The following is a 25148-nucleotide window of genomic DNA, read 5'->3' as shown; positions in this document are numbered from 1 at the left end:
CCAATGCGTAAACATGCTTTGCCGATCGAGCGGCTGGCCGGCGTCGCCGCGCAGTTCGAGCCGAGCAGCGACGGCTATCTGTTTCGCCGCGGCGGCTGCGGCCCCGCGGTGCCGGTCACCACGGCGGAGCATGCCGCGCTTGCCAAGGCGGGCAACCGAGCGTTGCTGCTGCATCTGGGCGCCTTCGGGGTTTGCTGCTGGGCCGCCTGGCTGGCCGTGGCGCGGGCACTGCCCGGATCGAGCGATCTGGCGATGGGGGCGGTGGTCGGCATCGTCGTGTCGGCGATCGGGCTGGTGATCTACGGCTCGCTACGCTGGCACGCCGATGCGCCGGCGCGCGCCGTCTCGGGGCGGCGCGCCACGCGGCCGGCGCGCGCAGCCGATTTCGGCGGCCATCCCGGCTATTGGACGATCGTCCTGTGGATGGCGGTGCTGTCGATCGCGGTCGTCGCCCGCCCGCAACCGCTCGCCTTCAACGTCGCGCTGACGATCTTCGGGCTGGTATGCGCGCTTTTTGTGGCGGGGCGGCGATGGTTGTTTGCCCGCAGTCTGACGTCCGGCCAGCGGGCACACGCGCGACAGGCGGAAAAGCACGAACGCCGCGCCGACACGCCCGCAGCCCGGCGGCGTTCGCTGGGCATCGTTGTGCTGCTGTTGCTGTTCTTCGTGCTGGAACTCGTGGCGTTGGCGGCGGGCATCCTGCTGAGCGTGCAAGCCGCCGCGGCGCTGATGGGGCGGCCGGCGGGTGCGATGCCGGACGGAGCGTTCCTTGGCGCCGTGTTTGTGGGGTTCGCCGTCGGCGGTCTGTTCATGTGGCCGGTCGACCGGCTGTGCAAACGCTGGACCGGCGAATCCGTGTTCAGCAACTTCGATTTCCTGGCCGGCTGGTAACTGCGCCGCGGTCATCAGCGGCGTTCAGGAAGGGCGGGCGCGCATTGCCCAGACGACGGTGAGGATCGGTACCGAAAGCCCGACCCAGGAAAGCGTGTCGCGCCAGCCGTCGCCGGTCAGCGCCGCGACCAGCGCCACCAGGCTCGCCGCGGCGATCGCTAGCGGGGCGGCAAAGATCGCGCGTAGGCGCCGTCGCGAAGTGCGGCGTGCGCTCATTCCGCGGGGGCCGCGATGCCGCCGGTCTCGACCTCGCGGACATGCGCGGCCGGGGACGCACGGCGCTTGCCGAGCCAGAGATACAGGCCAGTGATAAGCACGATGATCGAGAAAATATCGAGCATCGCCCACAGGATCTTCAGCGGCAGCCCGCCATAGTCGCCGAAATGCAGCGGCCGCGACAGCGACAGCGCCTTGTTGTACCACGGCATCGAGCGCGCGGTGGTGAAGGCGCCGGTTTCGGCATCGATCAGCGCGGGGGTCAGCAAATGCTGGGTGAGCGGCGTATCGCCCTGGAAGAACACCGCATAATGGTGCTTCGAGCTGAAGCTGCCGCCGGGAAAACCGATGAATTGCGGGTTGTTGCCGGGCAGCGCCTTGCGCGCCGCGGCCATCGCCGTGTCGAGCGACCCGTAGCGTGCCGGTGGTAGCGCGCCGCGCCCGGCATATTGGCGGGTCATCGCGGCGAGCTCGTCCTGCTGCCAGAGCGTGTTGATCGGTTCTTCCAGCGTGTTGATCACGCCGGTGACGCCCACGACCGTCATCCAGGCCAACGCGACGATGCCGAGCAGGTTGTGATAATCGAGCCATTTGAGGCGCGTGCTGCGCCGCGTCCGCAGCGTCCCGAAGGGGAGTTTGCGCATGAACGGCGCGTAGAGCACCACGCCCGAGACGAGCGCTGCGACGAACAGCAGTCCCATCGCGCCAAGGAACAGCATGCCCGGCAGCCCCAGGAACAGGTCTGTATGGAGCTGCAGCAGGAACGGCATCACGCCGCTGTCTTCCGCCTTGCCGAGCTGCCGGCCGGTCGAGCGATCGAACAGCTGGATCGTCATCGCGGCGACCGGTGCATCGGGGCGCGGCCCGGTGGTGATCGTCATCGACGGCTGGTCGTTGTCGAACGCCATGAACAGCGGCACCTCGCCCGGCCGCGCGGCGAGCGCCTTGGCCAACATCACGTCGAGCGGCAGCAGCCCCGGCGCGGTGCCTGACGACCCCACACCGGGCATGCCGTAATCCGGCGCGCCGCCGCCCCACCGGTCGATCTCGTCGCTGAAGATCAGCGGCAGGCCCGTGATGCACAGCATCAGCAGGAAGATGGTGCAGACCAAGCTGGTCCATTTGTGCACGAGATACCAGGCGCGGATCGAGGAACTCGTCATGAAATGTGCCGGAATGTTGAGAACGGGTCGCAGCAGCGGGCTAGGGGTGGCGCCGCCTGCTGTCAAACCGCGCCGTCAGCGGCGATCGGCCGGCATGCGCGGGGCGGGGCCCAGCCGCCGCGCCTCAGTCCGCGACATCCACGGCTTCCGTCGCGATGATCTCGGGGCGGGCGGCGGCCAGGTCGCGCGCGGCGAGGCCGAACGCCTTGAAGTGATCCGATGCCATATGCGCCTGGACGGCGGCATCGTCGGCATAGAGTTCGTTGAACACGAAGCGACGTGCGCCGCTGGTTTCGCGCCACAGATCGTAATGCTGAACGCCGGGCTCGGCGCGCGATGCCGCGACGCAAATTTGCGCTGCGGCGACGAAATCGTCCTCCGCGCCAGGCTTGACGGTGACGAAGGCGACGATCTTGATGGCCATGACATGCTCCCGGGTTGTGCCGTCGATCTGCGCCTTCCGCGCGCATCAGGCAAGGATTGCGCTTGATCGGCAGCCGGATTTGGCGCCATGCGCCGATCCAGTGGCGTGCGACCCCGCGACGGGCGTGCCGCACCGCGCGATCGATCGCGACAGGCACTGTTTGATAGTCGAGGGTTTCGCACATGTCCGATCGTTTCGCCGTCCTGCTGCAACATGCCCTGCCCAAACGGCGGCTGACGCTGCTGGCGGGCCGGATCGCCGGCGCGCGCGGCGGGGCGATGACCACCCGGCTGATCCGCTGGTTCGTCGCCCGGTACGGCGTCGACATGCGCGAGGCGGCCAATCCGGACCTTGCCAGCTATGCGAGCTTCAACGACTTCTTCACGCGGCCGCTGCGCGACGGCGCGCGGCCGCTGGCGTCCGCAGCGTTCGTCAGCCCGGTGGACGGCGCGATCAGCCAGCTGGGCGCGATCGACGATCATCATATCGTCCAGGCCAAGGGGCACCGCTTCACCACGACCGATCTCGTCGGCGGCGACGCCACGCTGGCCGCCACGTTCCGCCATGGCAGCTTTGCCAACCTCTATCTGTCGCCGCGCGATTATCACCGCCTCCACATGCCGTGTGCCGGCCGGTTGATGCGCATGATCCACATTCCCGGCAGCCTGTTTTCGGTCAACCCGGTCACCGCGCGCGGCGTGCCCAATCTGTTCGCGCGCAACGAGCGCGTGGTGTGCGTGTTCGACAGCCCGGCGCACGGGCGCTTCGTAATGGTGCTGGTCGGCGCAACGATCGTCGGGAGCATGGCCACACCGTGGCACGGCGTGGTCAAAGCGACGCGCCCGGGCGCGCCGAGCGAATGGTGCTACGACGACCAGCAGATCTTTCTGGAGCAGGGCGAGGAGATGGGCCGCTTCCTGCTCGGCTCGACGGTGGTGATGCTGTTCCAGCCGGGAACGATCGCGTTCGACGATGGCTGGAGGCCGGAACGGCCGGTGCGGCTCGGTGAGCGGATGGGCGATCGCCCGGCCTGATCGCACGCCGACGGCAATGCCGTCAGGCGCAAGGCGACATCCGTTCGGTCGGCTATCAGAAGGGAGGGGGGCGATGGCGCTCCCGATCCACTGGGTGGATCGGCAGCGTCACATCGTAAAGACTGGCTCCCCGAGTTGGATTCGAACCAACGACCAAGTGATTAACAGTCACCTACTCTACCGCTGAGCTATCGGGGAATGAAGCCGTGGCCGGGTCTATAAACGGCTCGAACCGGGATGCAACCCCGTTCGACGGCAAATATTGCTCAGGCGGCGAATTGCTCCATCGTGATGCGATCGTCGAGCGCATGCTCGGGATCGAACAGCAGGGTGAGTTCGCGGGCGCGGTCGATGACGATATCGACGCGCGCGACATCGCGGACCTCGCGCTGGTCGGCAACGGCGCTGACCGGCCGCTTGCCCGGATCGAGCACGCGGATGCCGATCCGGGCCTTGTCGGGCAGGATCGCGCCGCGCCAGCGCCGCGGGCGGAACGGGCTGATCGGGGTCAGCGCGAGCATCGCCGAGCCGAGCGGCAGGATCGGGCCTTGCGCCGAGAAATTATACGCGGTCGATCCGGCCGGCGTGGCGACGAGAATGCCGTCGCAGGCCAGTTCCGGCAGCACGATGCGATCGTTGAGCGTCACTTCGAGCTTGGCAGTCTGCCGCGTCTCACGCAGCAGCGAGACTTCGTTGATCGCCGGCAGCGTGACGATCTCGCCGTCCACCGTCTGCGCGGTCATCGCCAGCGGCACGACCTTGAACGTCTTGGTCCGGGCGAGGCGATCGTTGAGATCATGGCGGCGCCATTCGTTCATCAGGAAGCCGACCGTGCCGAGATTCATGCCGAATACCGGCACGACCGGTTTGCGGCGCTCGAGCATCGCATGCAGCGTCTGCAGCATGAACCCATCGCCGCCGAGCGCGACGATCAGCTCGGCGTCCTCGACCGGCACCCAATCATGCGTATCGGCGAGTTCCCGCGCCGCGGCCTGCGCCGGCGGGGTAGGGGAGGCGACGAGCGCGCGGCGCTGTTCGCTCATCCGCCGGTCACGCTCATATGCCGACTGACGGCGGGCGCGGTGGCGGCGATATCGAATTCGTGCCGCTCGGGCTTGGTGTTCATCGCCGCATCCAGCGCCGCATCGAGCCCGACCACGCCCTGCTGACGCAGGATCGTCTTGAGATCGACCTGATCGTCATGGCCGAGACAGGTATAGAGGATCCCCTCGGTGGTCAGCCGCACGCGATTGCACGTGCTGCAGAAATTGGCGGTCAGCGGCGAGATCAGGCCGAGCCGCGTATCGCTGCCATCGATTCGCCAGTAGCGCGCCGGGCCGCCGCTATTGTGCGTGTCGCGGACCAGCGGGAAGGCTTCCTTGAGCTCGTCGAGCACCGCGGTGAGCGGCAGGAAACGATCGGTGCGGTCCTCGTCGATCGCGCCCAGCGGCATGGTTTCGATCAGCGTGAGATCCAGCCCCTCGTCGCGGCACCAGGCGAGCATCGGGGCGATTTCGCGGTCGTTCTGGCCATTCAGCGCGACCATGTTGATCTTGACGCGCAGGCCAGCGTCGCGGGCCGCGAAGATGCCGCCGATCACCCGCGCGACATCGCCGTGCCGCGTGATGTAGCGAAACAGATCGGGATCGCGCGTGTCGAGGCTGACATTGATGCGGCGCATGCCGGCATCGACCAAAGCGGCGGCATGCTCGACGAGATGATTGCCGTTGGTCGTCATGGTCAGCTCGTCGAGCCCGCCCGCGGCGCCGTTGGCGCCGACATGGCTGCCCAGTCGCCGCACGAGTTGCTCGACATCGCGGCGCACCAGCGGTTCGCCGCCGGTCAGCCGGATCTTGCGGATCCCGCGCGCGATGAAGCGCTCGGCGATGATCGCCATTTCCTCGAGGCTGAGCACCGCCGCCTTGGGCAGGAATGTCATATGCTCGGCCATGCAATAGCGGCAGCGCAGGTCGCAGCGGTCGGTCACCGAGATGCGGAGATAGCTGATCGTACGACCATGGCTGTCGATAAGGTTGGGCGCGCAGGTCATGGGCGGAGAGCTAAGCCTTTGGAGGGAGTGTCACAAGAGCGCAGCACGAGACGCCTTGTTTGTCTTTTGTAAACGTCGGAGAGTGAAGGAAGGTGCCGGGGCTTTTTTCGACAGGGGGATCAGGGGTGAGCGACGTCGATCCTGCGCCGCTATATATCCTGTCGTTTCGGCAGCGCGACGAGCTTGCCGCACTGGCCGCCAATGCCGGTTGGCAGGTCGTCGCCGCGCGCCGTGCCGCCGGGGCGGCGCGCCGATTCCTGGCCAGCGGCTCGGCGGTCGCGGTGATCGATGCCCGTGGTGCGCTGTCCGACGGCCTGGCTGCGGCGGCTTCGCTGGACGGGGCGGTGGGCTCGAACGGCGGGGCGATGCTCGTCCTGGTATCGCGCGGCGATATCGAGGCGATCGCGCGGTTCTACGATGCCGGCGCGACGCATTTCCTGGCCAGCCCGTTCAGCGAGGCGGAATTCGTCCAGGCGCTGCGCTTCGCGCATCGCCATGCCGCGCGCATGGCCGGCGACTGGCGCGCCACCGCGCCGGCCGATCCGCTCGGTTGGCGGCTGGATCTCAGCAGCGGCACGATGCAATTGACCCCGGCCTTTGCCCGGCTGCTCGATCTGGCCGAGGAAACATCGCCGCGCGCGATCCTGCGCCGGCTCGACGCGGCCGAGCGGCGTGCGGCCTTCCTCGCGCTGCGCCGTCTGGCGACGCGCACGGCGACCGCCTTCGCGCACGATATCGAGGGTCTGGGCAGGATCGTGCAGCATCTGCAATATGATCCGGCAACGCGGCGTATCGACGCGCTGGTCGAGCCGCTGGGCAGCGCGCCCGATTCGGCTGTGGCGATGCGCGATGCGCTGGCCGGCGGGCGCGATGCCGGAGGGGCACGGCGCTGGATCGAGCGGCGTCTGGCGACGGCGGAGCCGCTTGCCGTGGTGCTCGTCGCGCTCAACCGCTTCGAGGTGGTCAACACCGCCTATGGCCGCGCCGCGGGTGACGCGCTGTTGCGCGGTGCACACCGCCGGATCGAGCAGGCCGCGGCGGAGACGCTGGAAAAGGGTGCGCTCGTCACGCGGATGGGCGGATCGGAATTTCTCGTCGCCACCGATCAGCCGCGCGCCCGGATCGATCTTGCGGTCGAGCGGATCGTCGGCGCGCTGGCCAAGCCGTTCGTCGTCGGTGATTCGATCGCGGTGCTCGGCTGCCGCATCGGCATGGCGGCGCGCGGCGAGGGCGACGAGGCCGCCTCGCTGCTGCGCCGGGCGAGCGAGGCGCTGGCCGACGCCCGGGCGTCGGACAGCGCCACGCTGCGCGTGGCCGATGCCGGCGAGGAGGAAGCGCCGATCGACCGCCTCGCCGCCGAGCTTGGCCCGGCGATCGATCATGGCGAGATCGACATCCTGTTCCAGCCGCAGGTGGCGATGGGCAGCGGCGCGATCGTCGGCGTCGAGGCGCTGGCGCGCTGGGAACATGCCACGCTCGGCACGATCGGCGCCGACCTGCTGTTCGCTGCCGCCGCGCGTGCCGATCTCGAGATCGCGCTATCCGATCATATCCAGCGTATCGTGCTCGAGCGTGCGGCGGCCTGGCCGCGGATCCTGTCCGGCCTGCGCCTGTCGCTCAACCTCACCGCCGGGGACATTGCCCGGCCGGGTTTCGCCGATCTGTTTCTCGACCGCGTCGACACCAGCGGCTTCCCGCGCACGCGCCTCACGCTGGAGATCACCGAAAGCGGGCTGATCGAGGATCTCAACATCGCCGCAACCCTGCTGACCACGTTCCGCTCGGCCGGCTGCCGCATCGCGATCGACGATTTCGGCACCGGCTATTCGAGCCTCGCCTATCTCAAATCGCTGCCGCTCGATTATCTCAAGATCGACAAGAAACTGGCGCAGGACATTACCGGCACGGTGCGCGACCGTGTCGTGGTGCGCGGCGTGATCGACATGGCGCGCTCGCTCGGCCTGTCGGTGATCGCGGAAGGCGTGGAGACCGAGGAGCAGCTCGAATTGCTCGCCAAGGAAGGGTGCCAATATTATCAGGGCTTCCTGTGCTCGGGGGCGATTTCGAGCGACGCGCTGGTAGCGTTGATGAAAGCGAATTGACAAGATCTGACAAAGATTGCCATAATTTGGCATGGCGACGATGAATATCTCTCTCCCCGACCTGATGAAATCCTGGATCGAGGCGCAGGCCAGGACGGGCCGCTACAGCAATTCGAGCGACTATGTTCGAGACCTGATCCGCCGCGAACAGGATCGCGCCGAGAAGATTCAGTCGATGCAGGCGCTGGTCGATGATGCGCGCGCAGGCGGTGTCGCCGACGAGACGATGGCGGATATCCGCGATCGCGCGCTGCGACGGGCTGGTATCGACTGAGCCGTGGCGGGCTATCGCCTCAGTACCGCCGCTGCAGATGATCTGGTTGCCATCTTCCTTGAAGGCGTGTCCGAATTCGGCTTGGCGCAGGCTGACCGTTACCATGCAGGGCTTGAAAAGGTTTTTGCATTTTTGGGGGAATATCCCCGCGCGGCGCGCTTGCGCCTTGAGATAAGACCGCCCGTACGTGCCTATCCGCACAAGGCGCACCTGATCGTCTATGAGCTGGATGCGGATGATGGCGTGTTGATTCTGCGCGTCCGGCATGCGCGGGAAGACTGGCAGCATTTGGCGGATGAGCCATAGCCGCCAGCAAGGGGGGCGGCGCCTTATCCCGCCGCCCGTGCCAGCCCCTTCGACAGTTGCAGCGCGCCGTGCAGCCGCGCCTTGGGATCGCCCCACACGCGGTTGACCACCAGCTTGCTGTCCGGCCGCAGCCGCGCGACACCGTCGAGCTTCTGCACCCAGGCGAGCAGGCCTTCGATATTGGGCGGCGTATCGTTCTGGAACGTCACCAGCGCGCCCTTCGGCCCGACATCGATCTTCGACACGCACGCCTTCTTCGCGTGCATCTTGATCTCGATGATGCGGATCAGATTCTCCGTCGCGCTGGGCAGGGGGCCGAAACGATCGATCAGCTCGGCGGCGAACGCCTCCACGCCGTCCTGGTCCTCGACATCGTTCAGGCGACGATACAGGCCCATGCGCAGATCGAGATCGGGCACATAATCCTCCGGGATGAGGATCGGCGCGTCGATCGTGATCTGCGGCGAGAAGTCCTTCGGGCGCAGCCGCTGCCCGCCGGCCTTGGCCTCCATGATCGCCTCTTCCAGCATCGACTGGTAGAGTTCGTAGCCGACCTCCTTGATGTGCCCCGATTGCTCGTCGCCGAGCAGATTGCCCGCGCCGCGGATATCGAGATCGTGGCTGGCGAGCTGGAAGCCGGCACCGAGGCTGTCGAGATCGGACAGCACTTTTAGGCGCTTTTCCGCCGTCTCGGTGACGATGCGGTTGGGCGGGGTGGTGAGATAGGCGTACGCGCGCGTTTTCGCCCGCCCGACGCGGCCGCGCAGCTGATAGAGCTGGGCGAGGCCGAAGCGATCGGCGCGGTGGATGATCATCGTGTTGGCGCTCGGGATATCCAGCCCGCTCTCGACGATCGTGGTGGAAATCAGCACCTCGAACTTCTTGTCGTAGAAGGCCGACATGCGCTCCTCGACCTCGGTCGCCGACATCTGGCCGTGCGCGACGACCGCGCGCACCTCGGGCACATGGTCGCGCATGAAATCCTCGATCTCCTGCACGTCGGCGACGCGCGGCGTGACGAAGAAGCTCTGCCCGCCGCGATAATGTTCGCGCAGCAATGCCTCGCGCAGCACCACCGGATCCCACGGCATGATATAGGTGCGCACCGCCAGGCGATCGACCGGCGGGGTCTGGATGACGGAGAGTTCACGCAGGCCCGACATCGCCATCTGCAGCGTGCGCGGGATCGGCGTGGCGGTCAGCGTGAGGACGTGGACGTCGGTCTTGAGCGATTTCAGCCGCTCCTTGTGCGTCACGCCGAAGCGCTGCTCCTCGTCTACCACGACGAGGCCGAGCCGCTTGAAGTCGATCGATTTGGCAAGGATCGCGTGCGTGCCGACGACGACGTCCATCTGCCCGTCGGCGAGCTTCTCCTTGGTCGCCTTGGCCTCGGCGGCGGGGACGAGGCGCGACAGGCGGCCGACATTGATCGGAAAGCCTTCGAACCGCGCGGTGAAATTGTTGAAATGCTGGCGCGCGAGCAATGTCGTCGGGCAGACGATCGCGACCTGCAAGCCCCCCATCGCCGCGGCGAACGCGGCGCGCAGCGCGACCTCGGTCTTGCCGAAGCCGACATCGCCGACCACCAGCCGGTCCATCGGCGTGCCCTTGGTCAGATCGCCGAGCACATCGTTGATCGCGCGGTCCTGGTCCTCGGTTTCCTCATAGGGGAAGCGATCGACGAACTGCGTATAGCTGCTGTCCGCTTCGATCACGTCGGCCGGGCGCGTGGCGCGTTCCGCCGCCGTCGCGATCAGCTCGCCGGCAATCTCGCGGATCCGCTCCTTCATCTTCGACTTGCGGCGCTGCCATGCCTCGCCGCCGAGGCGGTCGAGGCTCGCGCCGTCGCTGTCCGAGCCGTAGCGCGACAGGACTTCGAGATTCTCGACCGGCACGAACAATTTGTCGCCGCCGGCATAGGTCAGCGCGACGCAATCGTGCGGGCTCTGGCCGACCGGGATCGAGGTCAGCCCTTCGTAGCGCCCGATGCCGTGATCGGCGTGGACGACGAGATCGCCGGGCGTGAGCATCGCCAGTTCGGCAAGGAAGGCGTCGGCCGATTTCTTGCGCTTCTTGCGCCGGACGAGGCGGTCGCCGAGCATGTCCTGTTCGGTGAGCAGGGCAACGTCGGGGGTCGAGAAGCCGTGATCGAGCTGCAGGACGAGCAGCGCGACGCTGCCTGTCCCCCTCCCGCTTGCGAGCACCGGGTCGTCCATGCCCCCGGCATGGACTGAACGATGCGGGGCATCGTTCACCCGGTGCTGGGCCAGGGGAGGGCCTGTCTCCTCACCCGCCTTGCGCTTGGCAACATGCCCTCCCCCAGCCCCTCCCGCGAGCGGGAGGGGGGGAGAAGACGCCACCCCCAGCGCCTCCTGCCACGTATCGACCTTGACCGCGCCGGTCAGGCCGTGATCGGCCAGCAGCGACGCGAGCCGCTCGCGCGCGCCGATCGAATAGCTCGCCAGGATCGGCTTCTTGCCGTCGCGTTGCACGGTGCGCAGGTGATGCACCACGGCTTCGTAGACGTTCGCGCCGGCGGAGCGCTCGGCGCCGAAGTCGCGCGGGCCATCGACGTTGAAATCGAGCACCGTCGCCGATTCCGGCTCGTGGAACTGCGCGGTCTGATGCGTCGGAATCGCGTCCGCGCGCTCGGCGAATTCCTTCGCGGTGAGATACAGCGCATCCGCCGGCAGCGGGCGATAGCTGCCCGGATCGCTGACCTGCGCCTTGACGCGGTTGCCGTGATAATCGGTGATCGCCTCGAAGCGCTGCTCCGCCGCGGCGAGCACGCCGCTGTCGCGCAGCACGACCGCGCCGTCGCCGAGATGGTCGAACACGGTCGCCATCTTGTCCTCGAACAGCGGCAGCCAATGCTCCATCCCCGCCAGCCGCCGGCCTTCGCTGATCGCCTGATACAGCGGATCGCCGGTCGCGGTGGCGCCGAAACGCTCGCGGTAGCGGCTGCGGAAGCGCTTGATGCTGTCCTCGTCGAGCAGCGTTTCCGACGCCGGGAGCAAGGTGAAGCCCTCGACACGGCCGGTGGTGCGCTGGTCCTGCGGATCGAAGGTGCGCACGCTTTCGATTTCGTCGCCGAAGAAATCGAGCCGGAGCGCCTGCTCCTCGCCGCTCGGGAACAGATCGACCAGGCCACCGCGCACCGCGAACTCGCCCGAATCCGCCACCGTCTCGACGCGGACATAGCCGTTGGCCTGCAGCATCATGGCGAGCTTGTCGCGATCGATCCGCGCCTTGGGGGCCAGCGTGGTGACGAGCTGGCGGATGCGGAACGGCGTCAGCGTGCGCTGTGCGGCGGCGTTGGCAGTGGTGACGAGCAGCTGCGGCTTTTTCGTGATCTGCTGCAGCCGGTGCAGCGTCGCCATGCGCTCGGCCATGACGTTGAGCGTCGGGCTGGCGCGATCGTAAGGCAGGCAATCCCAGGCCGGGAAGGTCAGCACCTCGAGCTCGGGCGCGAACACCGCTGCGGTGGCGGAAATCGCGCGCATCGCCACCTCGTCCGGCGCGATGAACACCGCGCGGGCCGGCGCCGCGCGGGCGAGATCGGCGAGCAGCCATGGCTCGAACCCGGTGGGCACGCCGGAAAGCGTGAGCGGGGTCTTGGCGGCGAGGATTTTCTTCAGATCGGGCATATTTCAACTTGGGCTCCCCTCCCTGAAAGGGAGGGGCTGGGGGTGGGTGGATGCACGCGATACGGTCAGGGCAGGAAGTAAGGCCGGCAGTACATCAGGCCTCGACCCACCCCCGACCCCTCCCTTTCAGGGAGGGGAGTTATTCCGCAATTGGGACGTAGTTCAGCGTCTTCAGCGCGGCGATGATCGAGCCCTGGTAGCGTTCCGGCGCCAGCTCGGTGCCGATCGCCCAAGCCATGATATCGACGTCCTGTTCCTCCAGTAGCTCTTCGAACAGCACCATCTCAGCCTCGTCCCAGCTGCGCCCGTGTGCATCGAAGAACCCGCCGATCAGCAGATCGGCTTCCTTGACCCCGCGGTGGTGCGCGCGGAAATGCAGGCGTTTCAAACGTGTCTCGCGATCCATCTTCATCCCATGCGCAATTGCCCGGCGGGCGTCTGGCGGCGCACGTCGGGTGAGGCTAGAGGACACAGATAGTCATGCGACCCGATATCCTCAATCCATTGTTCGCCGAAGTCACGGCGCTGAAGGGCATCGGCCCGGGCCTGGCCAAGCCGCTCGACCGGCTGGGGCTGGCGCGGATCGTCGATCTCGCCTTCCATTTGCCGACCGGTTGGATCGATCGCGTGCCGCGCGAGGAGCTCGACATGGCCGATGCCGGGCGGACCATTGCCATCACGCTCACGCCTCAAAGCTATCGCTCGGGCAATGGCCGGGGGCCAACGCGGGTTCAGGCGAGCGACGCGCTCGGCAACTATGTCAGCCTGGTCTATTTCGGGGGGCATCCCGGCTGGGCGAAGAAGCTCGCGCCGCTCGGCGAACAACGCCGCGTGTCGGGCCGGCTGGAGCTGTACGGGCAGGAACTGCAAATCGTGCACCCGGATTACTGCCTGCCGCTCGACGAAGCGCCGGACGTCGCCGAGCGCGAATCGATCTATCCGCTGTCGGAAGGCATCACCTCGCGGCGCATGGGGCAGCTCGTCGCACAGGTGATCGAGCGTACGCCGGACCTGCCGGAATGGATCGAGCCCGGCCTGCTCGCCAAGCGCGGCTGGCCCAGCTGGCGCGAGGCGCTTGCCCGCATCCACGCGGACTCGTCCGACGCGATCGCGAGGGAGCGACTCGCCTATGACGAGGTGTTCGCCAACCAGCTCGCGCTGACCCTGGTGCGTCAATCGTCGCGCGCGCGGCGGGGCAGATCACTGGCCGGCGACGGGCGGCTGCGGGCGGCGCTGAAACTGCCCTATCAGCTGACCGGCGCGCAGGCGCGCACGGTGCGCGAAGTCGAGGGCGATCTTGCGCAGGAGCAGCCGATGCTGCGGCTGCTGCAGGGCGATGTCGGATCGGGCAAGACCCTGGTCGCGGCGATGGCGCTGCTCATGGCGGTCGAGGCCGGCGCGCAGGGCGCATTGCTCGCCCCGACCGAGATCCTTGCGCGGCAGCATTACGAGACGCTGCGCCGCCAGCTCGCCGGCCTGCCGGTCGAGATCGCGATCCTGACCGGGCGCGACAAGGGCAAGGTCCGCGAGGCGACGCTGATGGGGCTAGCGTCGGGCGCGATCCATATCCTGATCGGCACGCACGCAATCTTCCAGGATACGGTGACGTACAAGGATCTCGGCCTGGTCGTGGTCGACGAGCAGCACCGGTTCGGCGTGGCGCAGCGCATGATGCTGCAGGCCAAGGCACGCGCCGCGCCGCATCTGCTGGCGATGACTGCAACGCCGATCCCGCGCACGCTGACGCTGGCCAATTACGGCGAGATGGACGTGAGCATGCTCGATGAGATGCCGCCCGGGCGCCAGCCGATCGAGACGCGCGTCATCTCCGAGGATCGGCTGCCCGATATGGTCGAGGCGCTGGCGCGGCATCTGTCCGATGGCGGCCAGGCTTATTGGGTGTGCCCACTGGTCGAGGAAAGCGTCAAAAGCGACCTCGCCGCCGCCGAAGCGCGTGCGGAAACGCTGCGCGCGCGCTTCGGCGATCGTGTCGGGCTGGTCCACGGGCGGATGAAGGGCGCGGAAAAGGATGCGGTGATGGCCGAATTCGCCGCCGGCCGGATCGGCGTGCTCGTCGCTACCACGGTGATTGAGGTCGGCGTGGACGTGCCCAATGCCACGCTGATCGTGATCGAGGCGGCGGATCGCTTCGGCCTGGCGCAGCTGCACCAGCTGCGCGGCCGCGTCGGGCGGGGCAGTGGCAAATCGAACTGTCTGCTGATCCGCGGCAATGCGCTGAGCGAAACCTCGCGCGCCAGGCTGGCGCTGATGCGCGAGACGAATGACGGGTTCAGGATTGCCGAGGAGGATCTGCGGCTGCGTGGGGCAGGGGAACTGCTCGGCACCAAACAGTCCGGCGAGGCCGCGTTCCGCATCGCCACGCCGGAAATGCTGGGCGAACTGCTGCCGATCGCGACCGACGACGCGCGATTGCTGATCGATCGCGATGGCGGGCTGGAGGGAGCGCGGGGCCAGGCGGCCAGAACGGCGCTCTACCTGTTCGAGCGCGATGCCGGCGTCGCGTTGCTCCGCTCGGGGTAAATGCTGCCGCCCGTCGCCGGGCGGGGGCCGCTCAGCGTCCGCCCAGCGCGGTCAGCAAGGCGTAATAGTGGCTGAGCGGCACGACCGCCTCCAGCGCGCAGCCGATCCGCCCGCCCAGCGACCAGCGCACCTCGGCGAGCACCGTCCCGACCACCGGCAGCGTGATGCGCAATTGCGTCCCCACCGGCATGTCGCCGTCATAACGCGCCATCAGCCCCTGCGCGGAGATGTTGACGATCAGCAACCACATCTGCCGTGCGTCCGGCCCCACCGCCCGGGCGCGGTAATGCACCTCGTCGCGCGCGCTGGCGCGGTGGTCGGCCCAAGCTATATTGTCCAAAGGCATAACCATGGTTCCTGCGATAAGCGCAGCACCGGCCTAGGGGGCCGGAAGTGAAGCAGGTGGGAAAGAACCTGCTTAACGCCGTGCTACCCAAGAATTGTTATTTAAAAAAAGCCATATCCAACCAAATCGGGGTCAATAGCCGATCATCCGGCGATGAGCAGGCCGTGATTCTTCTTGCCCGCCGCGATCGCGACCGGTTCGGCGCCGACCGCGATCATTTTTGTCTCGTCCTCGACCTTTTCGCCGCCGACGCGCGCGCCGCCGCCCTGGATCAGCCGCCGTGCCTCGCCCTTCGACTTGGCAAAGCCGATCCCGATCAACGCGTCGATCACGCCGATCTCACCCGACACCGCTAGGGTCGGCAATGTGCCGCCGGCGCTGCCCTCCTCGAACGTGCGTCGCGCGGTTTCCGCCGCCTCGTCCGCCGCCACCGGGCCGCGGCACATCGCGGTCGCGGCGTTGGCGAGGACCTTCTTCGCCTCGTTGATCTCGGCGCCGGGCAGGGCTTCGAGTCGGGCGATCTCATCGAGCGGCAGATCGGTGAACAGGCGCAGGAAGCGGCCGACATCGCGGTCGTCGGTGTTGCGCCAGAATTGCCAATAATCGAAATGCGGCAGCTGATCCTCGTGCAGCCAAACCGCGCCCGACATCGTCTTGCCCATCTTGCCGCCGTCCGCCGTGGTGATCAGCGGCGTGGTGATGCCGTACACCTCGGTGCTGTCCATGCGGCGGGCGAGTTCGATGCCGTTGACGATATTGCCCCATTGGTCGCTGCCGCCCATCTGCAGCCGGCACCCGGCGCGGCGCGACAGTTCGAGAAAATCGTACGCCTGCAGGATCATGTAGTTGAATTCGAGGAACGACAGCGACTGTTCGCGATCGAGCCGGAGCTTGACCGAGTCGAAGCTCAGCATGCGGTTGACCGAGAAATGCTGACCGACGTCGCGCAGGAACGGGATATATTCGAGTTTGTCGAGCCAGTCGGCATTGTCGAGCATCACCGCATCGGTGGGACCGTCGCCGAACACGAGAAAGCGCTCGAAGATGCGCTTGATCGACGCGACATTGGCCTGGATGCCCTCTTCGCCGAGCAGCTTGCGGGCTTCGTCCTTGAAGCTGGGATCGCCGATCTTGCCGGTGCCGCCGCCCATCAGCACGATCGGCTTGTGCCCGCTCTGCTGCAGCCGGCGCAGCAGCATGATCTGTACCAGACTGCCGACATGCAGCGACGGCGCGGTCGGATCGAAACCGATATAGCCGGGCACGATCTGCTTGTTGGCGAGCGCGTCGAGCGCCGCGGCGTCCGTCGTCTGGTGGATATAGCCGCGCTCGGCGAGCGTGCGCAGGAGAGGGGAGGTGTGCTCGGTCATGGTGCCAGCGGTTAGCATGGGCAGTGCAAATTGCACTACCCCGCCTCGCATCCCAGCCGTCACCCCGGAACGAGTCCGGGATGACGATGAAGGCTAGAGACCCGGTAGCTGCGGCAGCGGATTGACCGGCGTGCGGCCCTTGCGCATCTCGAAATGCAGCTCGGGGCGATCGGCGAACCCGGAATCGCCCGATTCCGCGATCGTCTGCCCGCGCTTCACCGCCTGTCCGCGGCGCACCAGCAGCTTGCTTGCATGGCCGTACACCGTCGTCCAGCCATCGCCATGCTTGACGATCACCAGCCCGCCGAGCGCGGCAATCTCCTCGCCGGCATAGGCCACCACGCCATCCGCCGCGGCCTTGATCGGCGTATCGAGCGGCACGGCGATCTTGATGCCGTTATTCTTCTCGCCGCTCGCGCCCGGGCCGAACCGCCCGACCAGTTCGCCGCGCACCGGCCAGACGAAGGCGCCGCTGAAGCGCGAGGGCTCAGCGACCGGCGTGGTCGCGGGAAGCACCCGTGCGGCCGAGGCCGAGGCGGTGGCGCGGGCGGGGCGCTGGGTGGACGCGATCGCCGGGCTGCTGCCGGTGACGAGATCGTCGACATCGAGCCGGAACGCGGTGGCGCGCTCCTCCATGCTCGTCCGCCCCGGTGCGGTGCCCGGGATGAGCACGCGCATGCCGACGCGCAGCACATAGGGCTCGGTCAGTTCGTTGGCAGTGACGATGCGCGACCAGTCGATCCCGTAAGCGCGCGCGATGGCGATGCCGGTCTCGCCCGAGCGCACGAGATGATAGCGGCCGCCGGGAATGGTGAGCCGCTGGCCGATGCGGATCGTATAAGGCGGAGGAATGCCGTTCGCCCGGGCGATCGCCTCCGACCCCGCGCCGGTGCGATCGGCGACCGCGCGCAATGTGTCGCCGGGGCGCACGATATAGCTGCTGGCGTCGATCTCGCGCGCATCGGCGGTGACCGGCCGCGCCTGCCAGGCGGGCGGCGCGCTGGGCAGGGTGACGACCTCGTCAGTGGCGGGGCGGTGCTGCTGCGGTTGCTGATAGGGGGGGTAGCTGGGCGGCGGCAACGGGCGCGCGCCGTCCGGGATGCAGCCGCACAGCGGCAGCGCCGCCGCCAATATCACGCTCCTCCTGCCTGCCCCCATGCGCGCGATCCTATTCGTATGCCGATCGCAGCATATCGAACGAGTCGTAATGCGTCAGATCGAGATGCAACGGCGTCACCACGACATAGCCGTCGGCGACCGCTTCGAGATCGGTATCATGCGCCGGAGTCGAGATCACCGGCCCAAGCGAGAACCAGTGATATTCGTAGCCACGCGGGTCGCGCCGCGTATCGACGGCCAGCCGCCCGTAATCGCGAAAGCCCTGATGCGCGATGCGGATGCCCTTCACCGCGGCGGCCGGGCCGGCGGGGAAGTTGATGTTGACCAGCGTGCGGGGCGCAAGCGGCGCATCGATCAGCGGGCGCAGCACGCGCTCTCCCCAGGCCGCGGCGGCCTCGAACGGTACGGCGTCGCCCATGCCTTCGCGGGCATAGACCTGGCTCAGTGCGATCGAGCGCACGCCGGCCAGCGCGCCTTCCATCGCCGCGGAGACGGTGCCCGAATAGGTCACGTCCTCGGCCAGATTGGCGCCGCGATTGACGCCGGACAGGATCAGGTCCGGCGGGCTGTCCTTCATGATCCGGGCCAGCGCCATCATCACCGCATCGGTCGGCGTGCCGGCGACGGCGTAGCGCTTGTCGGCATGCCGGCGGACGCGGATCGGGCGGCTCAGTGTCAGCGAATGGCCGGCACCGGATTGCTCTTCGGCCGGGGCAACGACCCAGACGTCGTCGGAGAAAGCGGCGGCGATGGTTTCGAGGATCGCGAGGCCGGGGGCGTGATAGCCGTCGTCATTGGTGATCAGGATGCGCATCACGCCGGCTCCAGCCGGTTCAGCCCCTTGAGATATGGCTGCAGCACGTCCGGAATGGCCACCGATCCGTCCTCCTGCTGGTAATTCTCCAGCACCGCGACGAGCGTGCGGCCGACCGCGAGGCCCGAGCCATTGAGCGTGTGCACGAAGCGCGTCGCCTTCTCGCCATCGGGGCGATAGCGCGCGTTCATGCGCCGCGCCTGGAAATCGGTGCAGGTCGAGCAGCTGGAAATCTCGCGGTAGCGCGCCTGGCCGGGCAGCCACACTTCGAGATCGTAGGTCCGCGCCGCGGTGAAGCCCATGTCGCCGGTGCACAGTTTCATGCGACGGAACGGCAGGCCGAGCGCGTCGAGCACCCCCTCCGCGCACGCCGTCATGCGCTCGTGCTCGTCTTCGGACGCGTCGGGGGTGACGATCGAGACCATCTCGACCTTTTCGAACTGATGCTGGCGGATGAAGCCGCGCGTATCGCGCCCCGCCGCGCCGGCTTCGGAGCGGAAGCAGGGGGTGAGCGCGGTGAAGCGCAGCGGCAGTTCCTGCTCGCTGAGGATCTTTTCGCGCACGATATTGGTCAGGCTGACCTCGGCGGTGGGGATCAGCCAGTGATCGTCGCCCGCCTTGAACAGATCCTCAGCGAACTTCGGCATCTGCCCGGTGCCGAACAGCGCATCGTATTTCACCAGCAGCGGCGGCACGCATTCCTCATAGCCGTGCTGCTCGCTCAGCGTATCGAGCATGAACTGGCCGAGCGCGCGGTGCAGCTTGGCCGCACGGCCGCGCACCAGCGTGAAGCGCGCGCCGGACATCGCCGCGCCGGTCTCGAAATCGAGGCCCAGCGGCGGGCCGATATCGTCGTGCAGCTTCGGCGCGAAGCCGAAGGTGCGCGGGGTGCCGTGTTCGGCGACGAGCTGGTTGTCGTCCTCGTCGGCGCCTTCGGGCACGTCGGCAAGCGGCAGGTTTGGGATCGCCGCCAGTAAGGCAGTCAGTTGCTCGCCGAGCGTCTTCTCCTCCGCCTCGACCGCCGGCATCCGCTCCTTCAGCGCCGCGACCTCGGCCATCAGCGTGGCTGCTGTGGCTTCGTCCTTCTGCGCCTTGGCGGCACCGATCGCCTTGGACGCCTCGTTGCGACGGGCCTGGCCGATCTGCGCTTCGGTGATCAACGCACGGCGGCGTTCGTCGAGCGAGACCAGTGCGGCGGCCGATGGCGCGAGCCCGCGCTTGGCCAAGGCGGCGTCGAAAGCGTTGGGGTTTTCGCGGATCAGGCGGATGTCATGCATGGCCGCAGGCTATGCCGCCGCCGCCGCGCCCGCGCAACCCAAGCCGCTTGCGACGCGTTACGCTCCATGCAGATCAACAAAAAAAGGATATTCCCATGCAGGTAGCGCACAAATCCGTGGTCGTCGTCGCCGATGGCCGCAAGATGCTGTTCCTGCGCAACGAGGGCGATGCCGAGCATCTCAACCTGGTCGTCGAACGCGCGGTCGAACAGGACAATCCGAGCGATGGCGATCAGAAGTCCGATCATGCCGGGCGCTCATCGTCGAGCGTGGGCGGCGGGCAGAACTCGATGCAAGAGGTGGATTTCCACCAGCTCGAGGAGGACCGGTTCGCCGCCGAGACGGCCGACCTGCTCAAGCGCCGCGCGCTGAAGAACGATTTCGAATCGCTGATCATCGTCGCGCCGCCGCGCACGCTGGGCGAATTGCGCAAACATTATCACAAGGAAGTCAGTCAGCGCCTGACCGGCGAGCTCGACAAGGACCTGACCGGCCATCCGATCGATCAGATCGAGAAATTGCTGCTCGCGGCGTAAGCCGCGGCGTCCCCGACCCCTTTAACGCGCGGTCGGTGATGTAAACGAAAAGGGCTCCCGCCTTGCAGCGGGAGCCCTTTTTGCGTTCAAGCGTCGGCTGAGCTCAGACCGCCAGCGCGGTCTTCTTGGTGAAACGCTTGCGCGCCACCAGCGCCGCTGCGGCCGCACCGAACAACAGCACCATCGGCGGGGCGGGGACCGGCGACGGACCACCGGAGCCGCCATTACCGCCGCCATGATCGCCATGCCAGCCGCCATGGCCGCCATTGCTGTTCCAGCCGCCGTGATCACCCCAGCCCTTGCTGCTGCCGCCATAGCTGCTCGAGCTCGTCGAGCTTGCCGAACTCGTCGAGCTGGCGGAAGACGTGCTGTTGTGATTCTCGTTATTGTTAGTGTTGTTGTTCTGGTTGTTGTTATTGTTGCTGTTGTTGTTGGTGTTATTATTCGTATTGTTGTTCGTCTGTTCTTGGTTCTGATTTTGATTCTGGCTTTGTTCGTTCTTGTTGTCGATGTCGATCGTGGTGCCACCGGTCGAGGAGATGGCGATCGCGCCGCCGCCCGAACCGCCGCCGCTACCCCCGAAGCCGCCGCCGAAGAACCCGCCGCCGCCGCTGAAACCGCCGCTGCCGCCGATCACCGCCAGGCCGCCGCCGCTGCCGCCCGAGACGATCGGCATCTCGCCGCTGGAGCCCAGGCCGGCATAGGATACCGGGGGCAGGGGGATCGGCGCGCCCTGGCTCGTCACGGTTACGGTTGCTGGTGGGCAGGCGACGCGCGTCTGCGTCACGACTCGGCGCACCCGGCTCACCGGCCGCTTCGCCGCCACCTTGCGCACGACCCGCTTGGTCTGTTTGGTTTGCTTGGTGGCATAAACCTGCCGCGTCCTCGCACCCTCCGCAACGTGCACCGCACCACCACCGATCAGGGCGCCGCCGCATGTGCAGGCGCATAATTTTGCCAAGGCCATCCGCACGGACATGTCGTCACTCTCTCGCTACTGGCTGCAGAAATACCGCGCCTGTTCAATAACGGCTATGCTGCCGCTATTCCCCGATAGTGCCGAACAAACCATTAAGTTCAAGCGCGTTAACCAAGGATTCCCGGGCAATATCAACAAAACCCTGTGCCGCAACGGCATTGTTTTGGTTAACGTGCCGTGATGGGACGCCGATCGCGGCCGTACAGGCCTGGGCGTTAACCACGTCGTCCCAGCGTTAGGCCGGACTGATCCGCACTATCGCCAGGCCGTCACGAAACCGCAACCACGCCGTGCTCAGAGCGTCACGACAGCGGTGATCGTCAGCGTGCGTGTCCTGCTTGTGGAGTGCGTGGTGCGCCGTTATAGGCGCCTACATCAAGGGGTTGGGCAGACACGGTGGACGAGAGGCGCACAAGCGCCCGCTTCACTGTCGGGGAGAGTGGGATGGCGACGGTCTTGAATCGATTGGACGAATCCGAAAAGGCGGTGGCTCCGGCCCATGATGCGGGCGGCTATCGTCCCAGCGCCAACGAAGAATTCATGAATCTGCGGCAGCAGCAATATTTCCGCGAAAAGCTGCTGGCCTGGAAGGATGCGATCCTGCGCGAGGCGGCGGGCACGCTGTCGCAACTGCAGGTCGATTCCCTGCGCGAGGCGGATCTCACCGACCGCGCGTCGAGCGAAACCGACTGGTCGATCGAACTGCGCACGCGCGATCGGCAACGCAAGCTGATCTCGAAAATCGACGCGGCGATCCGCCGGCTCGAAGAGGGCGAATACGGCTATTGCGAGGTGACCGGCGAGCCGATCAGCCTGGCACGGCTCGAGGCGCGACCAATCGCGACGATGACGGTCGAGGCGCAGGAGCGACACGAGCGGAACGAGAAGGTCTCGCGCGAGGATTGATCGCATCGCGCCCGCGCGGCGCGGGTGCGGTAAACCATTGGGTAGCATTTCGGGTGTATCGCATGCCGAACGGAGGTCGGCTCGAGCATTCAAATGGACCAGTTTACCCACGATCCTTTCGCTGGCCAGGCGGCCGACGACACTGCGCGCAACCGGCACGAGGCACGCGACAGCCTGTTCCTGATGGCCGATTTCCGCGTCGGCGACAGCGACAAGGTGCAGCCCGTCCGCGTCCGTAACCTTTCCGCCGGCGGGCTGATGGCGGAATATCCGGCAGGGCTGGAGCAGGGGCTGACCGTCGAGGTCGATGTCCGCGGGGTTGGCTGGGTATCCGGTCACGTCGCCTGGTCCGCAGCCGGGCGAATCGGCGTGGCGTTCGTCAGTCCAATCGATCCGATGCTGGCGCGCAAGCCGGTCAGTGGCGGCGCCAAGGCGGCAGGGTTTCGGCCGGCCCCGGTACTGGTCAAGCCGCGTCTGCCCAAGCGCTAGGGCGCTGGCCTCGCACGGGACGTCCCGTGCGAGGCGCCGAGCCGGGCTATTGCGCGGTCATTTCCTCTTTCAGGCGGAGCTTCTGTTTCTTCAGTGCGGCGAGCGCCGCGGTATCGGGCAGGGGGCGCTGGGCTTCGGCGGCGATCTTGCGGTCGAGGCCGGCATGCTTGGCTTCAAGGGCTGACAAATGTGCGGTCTGCATCGAAGCAATCCTCCTTCAGTGTCTGTGCGGGGGACTGAATGAAACATAGCATAAGTTAATTGTCTCCCTCCGATTGGGGCTCAATCGACGGTACGAGCGGTTTTTCGCGCCAGACCGTTTTGCGGGCTCGCCACCGCCCCGCGATGCGCTACGATGCGCGCGAGACGGGGGACCGATGGACGATACGCAGATTGCCAAACGGCTCGACATCGTGCGCACGGAGCATCGCGATCTCGACTCCGCGATCGCCGCGCTGGTCGAGTCGGGATCGACCGATCAGTTGCAGCTCGCGCGCCTCAAGAAGCGCAAGCTGCGGCTGCGCGACGAGATCAGCATGCTCGAGGACCAGCTTGTCCCGGACATCATCGCCTGATCCGAATTGGGACATATTCTGGTAAAATTGTTCTGATCGCGGGACTGTTGCCGAGTCCGACGCTATGTCATGCGTTGCTCCCATGCGGGGGCTCGACACGGGATTACGAATGCAACGCAGGTTGATCGACATGCTGTACGTCGATGCCATGCTTCTGGCGGATGAAGCGCGCGGCTATTTCGACGAGACCGGCCGGCTCGAGCGCGAACTGCTCGGCCCGATGGCGCGCGTGTCCTTTTCGTGCGAGTCGCTCAAAGTGACGACACGGCTGATGCACGTCATCGCCTGGTTGCTCACGCAGCGCGCGGTGGAAAGCGGCGAGCTGCCGCTGCGCGATGCGCTCGATCCGTCGCGGCGGCTAGGCCCCGCGCCGGTCAGCGAGCCCGAGTCGATCGCTGCGATGCCGCGCCATGCGAGGCAGCTCATCGATTCCAGCGTCGACCTGTATCGCCGCGTCGAGCGGCTTGATCAGTCGCAGGCGCAGGCGAGCGCCGTGACCAGCCCGGCGCGCTCGATGCTCGACCGACTGGCGCTGGCCTTCTAGACGGCGAGCCGCGCCCGCGCCGCGCGATATTCGCGCTCCATCCGATCGACCCGCGAGGCGACGCTTTCGATCTCGGTAACCGCGCCGATCCCCTGGCCCGATCCCCAGATATCCTTCCACGCCTTCGGCTTGCTGCCGTTGCCGGTGCCGAAATCCATCGTCTTCAGATCGCCCTCGGGCAGATTGTCCGGATCCATCCCCGACGCTACGATCGAGCTGCGCAGGTAATTGCCGTGCACGCCAGTGAACAGGTTGGAATAGACGATGTCCGCCGCCTTCGAGGCGACGATCGAATCCTTGTACGCGCCATCGGCATTGGCCTCGGTCGTGGCGATGAACGGCGAGCCGATATAGGCCAGGTCGGCGCCCATCGCGAGCGCCGCCAGTACCGCATCGCCGGTCGCGATCGACCCCGACAGCGCCAGCGGCCCGGCGAACCACTGGCGGATTTCCTGGATCAGCGCGAACGGCGACAGCCGCCCGGCATGGCCGCCGGCGCCCGCCGCGACCGCGATCAGCCCGTCGGCACCCTTTTCGACTGCCTTGCGCGCGAAGCGATCATCGATCACGTCGTGCAGCGTGATGCCGCCCCAGCCATGGACCGCGGTGTTGAGGTCCTCGCGCGCGCCCAATGAGGTGATCACGATCGGTACCTGCCATTTGGCGCAGGTCGCCAAATCGGCCTCCAGCCGCTCGTTCGAACGGTGCACGATCTGATTGACCGCGAACGGCGCAGCCGGACGATCCGGATTTGCGCGGTTCCAGGCGCTGAGCTCCTCGGTGATGCGATGCAGCCACTCGTCGAGCTCGGCCTGCGGCCGCGCGTTGAGCGCCGGGAACGAGCCGACGATCCCCGCCTTGCACTGGGCGATGACCAGCTCCGGGCCGGAGATGATGAACAGCGGCGAACCGATGATCGGCAGCCGCAGGTTTTGCAGGATCGCGGGTAAGGTCATGTACGTTTCATAGCGCAACCCAATCCGCTGTCCAGTCAGTCGATCCGCTTCAGCCCGGCCGCCGCGGCATGGGCCTTTTCGACATAATGTGCCGCGGAGACCGTCAGCATCGCCTGCGCCGCCGCGTCGAGCTGCCGTACCGCCCGCGCCGGGCTGCCGACGATCAGGCTGCCCGGGGGAAAGGTCTTGCCCTCGGTCACCAGCGCGCCGGCGCCGACGATCGATCCTTCCGCAATCACCGCGCGGTTGAGCACGATCGCGCCCATGCCGATCAGCACGCGATCCTCGATCCGGCAGCCATGCAGGATCGCGTGATGCCCGATCGTGCAGTCCGCCCCGATCGTCAGGGGCGCGCCGGGATCGGAATGGCCCATCGCGCCTTCCTGGATATTGCTTCGCGCGCCGACCAGGATCGGCGTATTGTCGCCGCGCAACACGGCGCCGAACCAGACATTGGCATCTTCGCCCAATTGCACGTCGCCGATCAGATCCGCGCTCGGTGCGATCCACGCGCCGGCGGCGAGTGTTGGACGCTTACCGTCGATTTCATATTGCGGCATCACATTCTCCCGAGGGCCCGTGCTCCAGA

General features: G+C 66.9%; 28 protein-coding genes and 1 tRNA gene. 12 read left to right on the top strand and 17 right to left on the bottom strand.

The features are described 5' to 3' along the window. Positions 1 to 3 precede the first annotated feature (3 nt). Complete coding sequence (locus tag NV401_RS13695; protein ID WP_261295000.1) at positions 4 to 891, top strand: hypothetical protein; 888 nt, start codon at positions 4 to 6, stop codon at positions 889 to 891. 24 nt (positions 892 to 915) lie between these two features. Here the strand turns inward: NV401_RS13695 and NV401_RS13690 are convergent, their stop codons facing one another. The 3 genes from NV401_RS13690 to NV401_RS13680 form a co-directional block, all read right to left on the bottom strand. Continuing rightward, positions 916 to 1107, bottom strand: a complete 192-nt coding sequence (locus tag NV401_RS13690) for a hypothetical protein (RefSeq protein WP_261294999.1) — start codon at positions 1105 to 1107, stop codon at positions 916 to 918. After that, complete coding sequence (locus NV401_RS13685) at positions 1104 to 2270, bottom strand: PepSY-associated TM helix domain-containing protein (RefSeq protein ID WP_261294998.1); 1167 nt, start codon at positions 2268 to 2270, stop codon at positions 1104 to 1106. Before NV401_RS13685 ends, NV401_RS13690 begins: the two co-directional genes overlap by 4 nt. Positions 2271 to 2394: 124 nt before the next feature. Beyond that, on the bottom strand, positions 2395 to 2694 hold the full coding sequence (locus NV401_RS13680; protein ID WP_261294997.1) for a putative quinol monooxygenase: 300 nt from the start codon (positions 2692 to 2694) through the stop codon (positions 2395 to 2397). A 182-nt stretch (positions 2695 to 2876) separates the two neighbouring features. Between NV401_RS13680 and asd the strand changes: the two genes are divergently transcribed. Beyond that, positions 2877 to 3728: an archaetidylserine decarboxylase gene (asd, locus tag NV401_RS13675; protein WP_261294996.1), complete on the top strand. Its 852-nt coding sequence runs from the start codon at positions 2877 to 2879 to the stop codon at positions 3726 to 3728. A gap of 123 nt (positions 3729 to 3851) precedes the next feature. Here asd and NV401_RS13670 read toward each other — a convergent pair. The 3 genes from NV401_RS13670 to moaA all read right to left on the bottom strand — a co-directional run bounded on the left by NV401_RS13670 (position 3852) and on the right by moaA (position 5778). Beyond that, positions 3852 to 3926 (bottom strand) — tRNA-Asn (locus NV401_RS13670). Positions 3927 to 3994: 68 nt separating this feature from the next. After that, entirely contained in the window at positions 3995 to 4771 is a 777-nt protein-coding gene (locus NV401_RS13665; protein WP_261294995.1) for an NAD kinase, read from the bottom strand. Beyond that, positions 4768 to 5778, bottom strand: a complete 1011-nt coding sequence (gene moaA, locus NV401_RS13660; protein WP_261294994.1) for a GTP 3',8-cyclase MoaA — start codon at positions 5776 to 5778, stop codon at positions 4768 to 4770. The genes NV401_RS13665 and moaA overlap by 4 nt, the downstream gene beginning before the upstream one ends. A 125-nt stretch (positions 5779 to 5903) precedes the next feature. On the opposite strand from moaA, the gene NV401_RS13655 reads away from it, so the two are divergent. From NV401_RS13655 to NV401_RS13645, 3 genes are read left to right on the top strand one after another with little or no spacing between them, the layout of a single operon-like run. Further along, positions 5904 to 7880 (top strand): putative bifunctional diguanylate cyclase/phosphodiesterase, encoded by a 1977-nt coding sequence (locus NV401_RS13655; RefSeq protein ID WP_261294993.1) that lies wholly within the window; start codon positions 5904 to 5906, stop codon positions 7878 to 7880. Positions 7881 to 7911: 31 nt separating this feature from the next. After that, complete coding sequence (locus NV401_RS13650; protein WP_261294992.1) at positions 7912 to 8154, top strand: type II toxin-antitoxin system ParD family antitoxin; 243 nt, start codon at positions 7912 to 7914, stop codon at positions 8152 to 8154. 3 nt (positions 8155 to 8157) lie between these two features. Further along, positions 8158 to 8460 (top strand): type II toxin-antitoxin system RelE/ParE family toxin, encoded by a 303-nt coding sequence (locus NV401_RS13645; protein WP_261294991.1) that lies wholly within the window; start codon positions 8158 to 8160, stop codon positions 8458 to 8460. 23 nt (positions 8461 to 8483) lie between these two features. Here NV401_RS13645 and mfd read toward each other — a convergent pair whose 3' ends face one another. Continuing rightward, the gene (gene mfd, locus NV401_RS13640) at positions 8484 to 12107 is read right to left on the bottom strand and encodes a transcription-repair coupling factor (RefSeq protein WP_261294990.1); all 3624 of its coding nucleotides are present in this window, start codon (positions 12105 to 12107) and stop codon (positions 8484 to 8486) included. A gap of 139 nt (positions 12108 to 12246) precedes the next feature. Next, positions 12247 to 12513, bottom strand: a complete 267-nt coding sequence (locus tag NV401_RS13635) for an FAD assembly factor SdhE (RefSeq protein WP_261295050.1) — start codon at positions 12511 to 12513, stop codon at positions 12247 to 12249. 74 nt (positions 12514 to 12587) lie between these two features. Between NV401_RS13635 and recG the strand changes: the two genes are divergently transcribed. Further along, positions 12588 to 14648: an ATP-dependent DNA helicase RecG gene (gene recG / locus NV401_RS13630; RefSeq protein ID WP_261294989.1), complete on the top strand. Its 2061-nt coding sequence runs from the start codon at positions 12588 to 12590 to the stop codon at positions 14646 to 14648. Between the two features lie 31 nt (positions 14649 to 14679). Here recG and NV401_RS13625 read toward each other — a convergent pair whose 3' ends face one another. From NV401_RS13625 to serS, 5 genes are all read right to left on the bottom strand, one after another. Further along, a complete protein-coding gene (locus tag NV401_RS13625; protein WP_261294988.1) occupies positions 14680 to 15000 on the bottom strand; it encodes a PilZ domain-containing protein in 321 nt (106 codons plus the stop codon). 137 nt (positions 15001 to 15137) lie between these two features. Then, positions 15138 to 16364, bottom strand: a complete 1227-nt coding sequence (gene tyrS / locus NV401_RS13620) for a tyrosine--tRNA ligase (RefSeq protein ID WP_261294987.1) — start codon at positions 16362 to 16364, stop codon at positions 15138 to 15140. Positions 16365 to 16457: 93 nt separating this feature from the next. Continuing rightward, on the bottom strand, positions 16458 to 17522 hold the full coding sequence (locus tag NV401_RS13615) for a peptidoglycan DD-metalloendopeptidase family protein (RefSeq protein WP_380816620.1): 1065 nt from the start codon (positions 17520 to 17522) through the stop codon (positions 16458 to 16460). Between the two features lie 10 nt (positions 17523 to 17532). Next, positions 17533 to 18297 (bottom strand): 5'/3'-nucleotidase SurE, encoded by a 765-nt coding sequence (gene surE / locus NV401_RS13610; protein ID WP_261294986.1) that lies wholly within the window; start codon positions 18295 to 18297, stop codon positions 17533 to 17535. Continuing rightward, the gene (serS, locus tag NV401_RS13605) at positions 18297 to 19574 is read right to left on the bottom strand and encodes a serine--tRNA ligase (RefSeq protein ID WP_261294985.1); all 1278 of its coding nucleotides are present in this window, start codon (positions 19572 to 19574) and stop codon (positions 18297 to 18299) included. The genes surE and serS overlap by 1 nt, the downstream gene beginning before the upstream one ends. A 95-nt stretch (positions 19575 to 19669) precedes the next feature. Here serS and NV401_RS13600 point away from each other — a divergent pair, with 95 nt between their 5' ends. Continuing rightward, a complete protein-coding gene (locus NV401_RS13600; protein ID WP_261294984.1) occupies positions 19670 to 20110 on the top strand; it encodes a host attachment family protein in 441 nt (146 codons plus the stop codon). A 103-nt stretch (positions 20111 to 20213) separates the two neighbouring features. Here the strand turns inward: NV401_RS13600 and NV401_RS13595 are convergent, their stop codons facing one another. Beyond that, on the bottom strand, positions 20214 to 20897 hold the full coding sequence (locus NV401_RS13595) for a hypothetical protein (protein ID WP_261294983.1): 684 nt from the start codon (positions 20895 to 20897) through the stop codon (positions 20214 to 20216). 151 nt (positions 20898 to 21048) lie between these two features. On the opposite strand from NV401_RS13595, the gene NV401_RS13590 reads away from it, so the two are divergent. The 3 genes from NV401_RS13590 to NV401_RS13580 all read left to right on the top strand — a co-directional run bounded on the left by NV401_RS13590 (position 21049) and on the right by NV401_RS13580 (position 22484). Continuing rightward, entirely contained in the window at positions 21049 to 21270 is a 222-nt protein-coding gene (locus NV401_RS13590) for a hypothetical protein (protein WP_261294982.1), read from the top strand. A 263-nt stretch (positions 21271 to 21533) separates the two neighbouring features. Then, positions 21534 to 21995: an RNA polymerase-binding protein DksA gene (gene dksA, locus NV401_RS13585; protein ID WP_261294981.1), complete on the top strand. Its 462-nt coding sequence runs from the start codon at positions 21534 to 21536 to the stop codon at positions 21993 to 21995. A gap of 93 nt (positions 21996 to 22088) precedes the next feature. Then, positions 22089 to 22484, top strand: a complete 396-nt coding sequence (locus NV401_RS13580) for a PilZ domain-containing protein (RefSeq protein WP_261294980.1) — start codon at positions 22089 to 22091, stop codon at positions 22482 to 22484. 46 nt (positions 22485 to 22530) lie between these two features. On the opposite strand, the gene NV401_RS13575 is transcribed toward NV401_RS13580, so the two are convergent. Next, positions 22531 to 22686 (bottom strand): YdcH family protein, encoded by a 156-nt coding sequence (locus NV401_RS13575; RefSeq protein ID WP_261294979.1) that lies wholly within the window; start codon positions 22684 to 22686, stop codon positions 22531 to 22533. A 175-nt stretch (positions 22687 to 22861) separates the two neighbouring features. Here NV401_RS13575 and NV401_RS13570 point away from each other — a divergent pair, with 175 nt between their 5' ends. Together NV401_RS13570 and NV401_RS13565 are read left to right on the top strand one after the other, a co-directional pair. Beyond that, positions 22862 to 23059, top strand: a complete 198-nt coding sequence (locus tag NV401_RS13570; protein ID WP_261294978.1) for a YdcH family protein — start codon at positions 22862 to 22864, stop codon at positions 23057 to 23059. A gap of 109 nt (positions 23060 to 23168) precedes the next feature. Beyond that, positions 23169 to 23603: a DUF1465 family protein gene (locus tag NV401_RS13565; RefSeq protein WP_261294977.1), complete on the top strand. Its 435-nt coding sequence runs from the start codon at positions 23169 to 23171 to the stop codon at positions 23601 to 23603. Here the strand turns inward: NV401_RS13565 and NV401_RS13560 are convergent. Continuing rightward, on the bottom strand, positions 23600 to 24559 hold the full coding sequence (locus tag NV401_RS13560) for an NAD(P)H-dependent flavin oxidoreductase (protein ID WP_261294976.1): 960 nt from the start codon (positions 24557 to 24559) through the stop codon (positions 23600 to 23602). The genes NV401_RS13565 and NV401_RS13560 overlap by 4 nt on opposite strands. Before the next feature lie 35 nt (positions 24560 to 24594). Further along, positions 24595 to 25119, bottom strand: a complete 525-nt coding sequence (locus tag NV401_RS13555) for a gamma carbonic anhydrase family protein (RefSeq protein ID WP_261294975.1) — start codon at positions 25117 to 25119, stop codon at positions 24595 to 24597. Positions 25120 to 25148 lie beyond the last annotated feature (29 nt).

This window comes from Sphingomonas hylomeconis (assembly GCF_025370105.1).
GTDB lineage: Bacteria > Pseudomonadota > Alphaproteobacteria > Sphingomonadales > Sphingomonadaceae > Sphingomonas > Sphingomonas hylomeconis.
The sequence above is the reverse complement of the archived record's forward strand: the minus strand, read 5'-3'. Positions and strand labels throughout refer to the sequence as shown.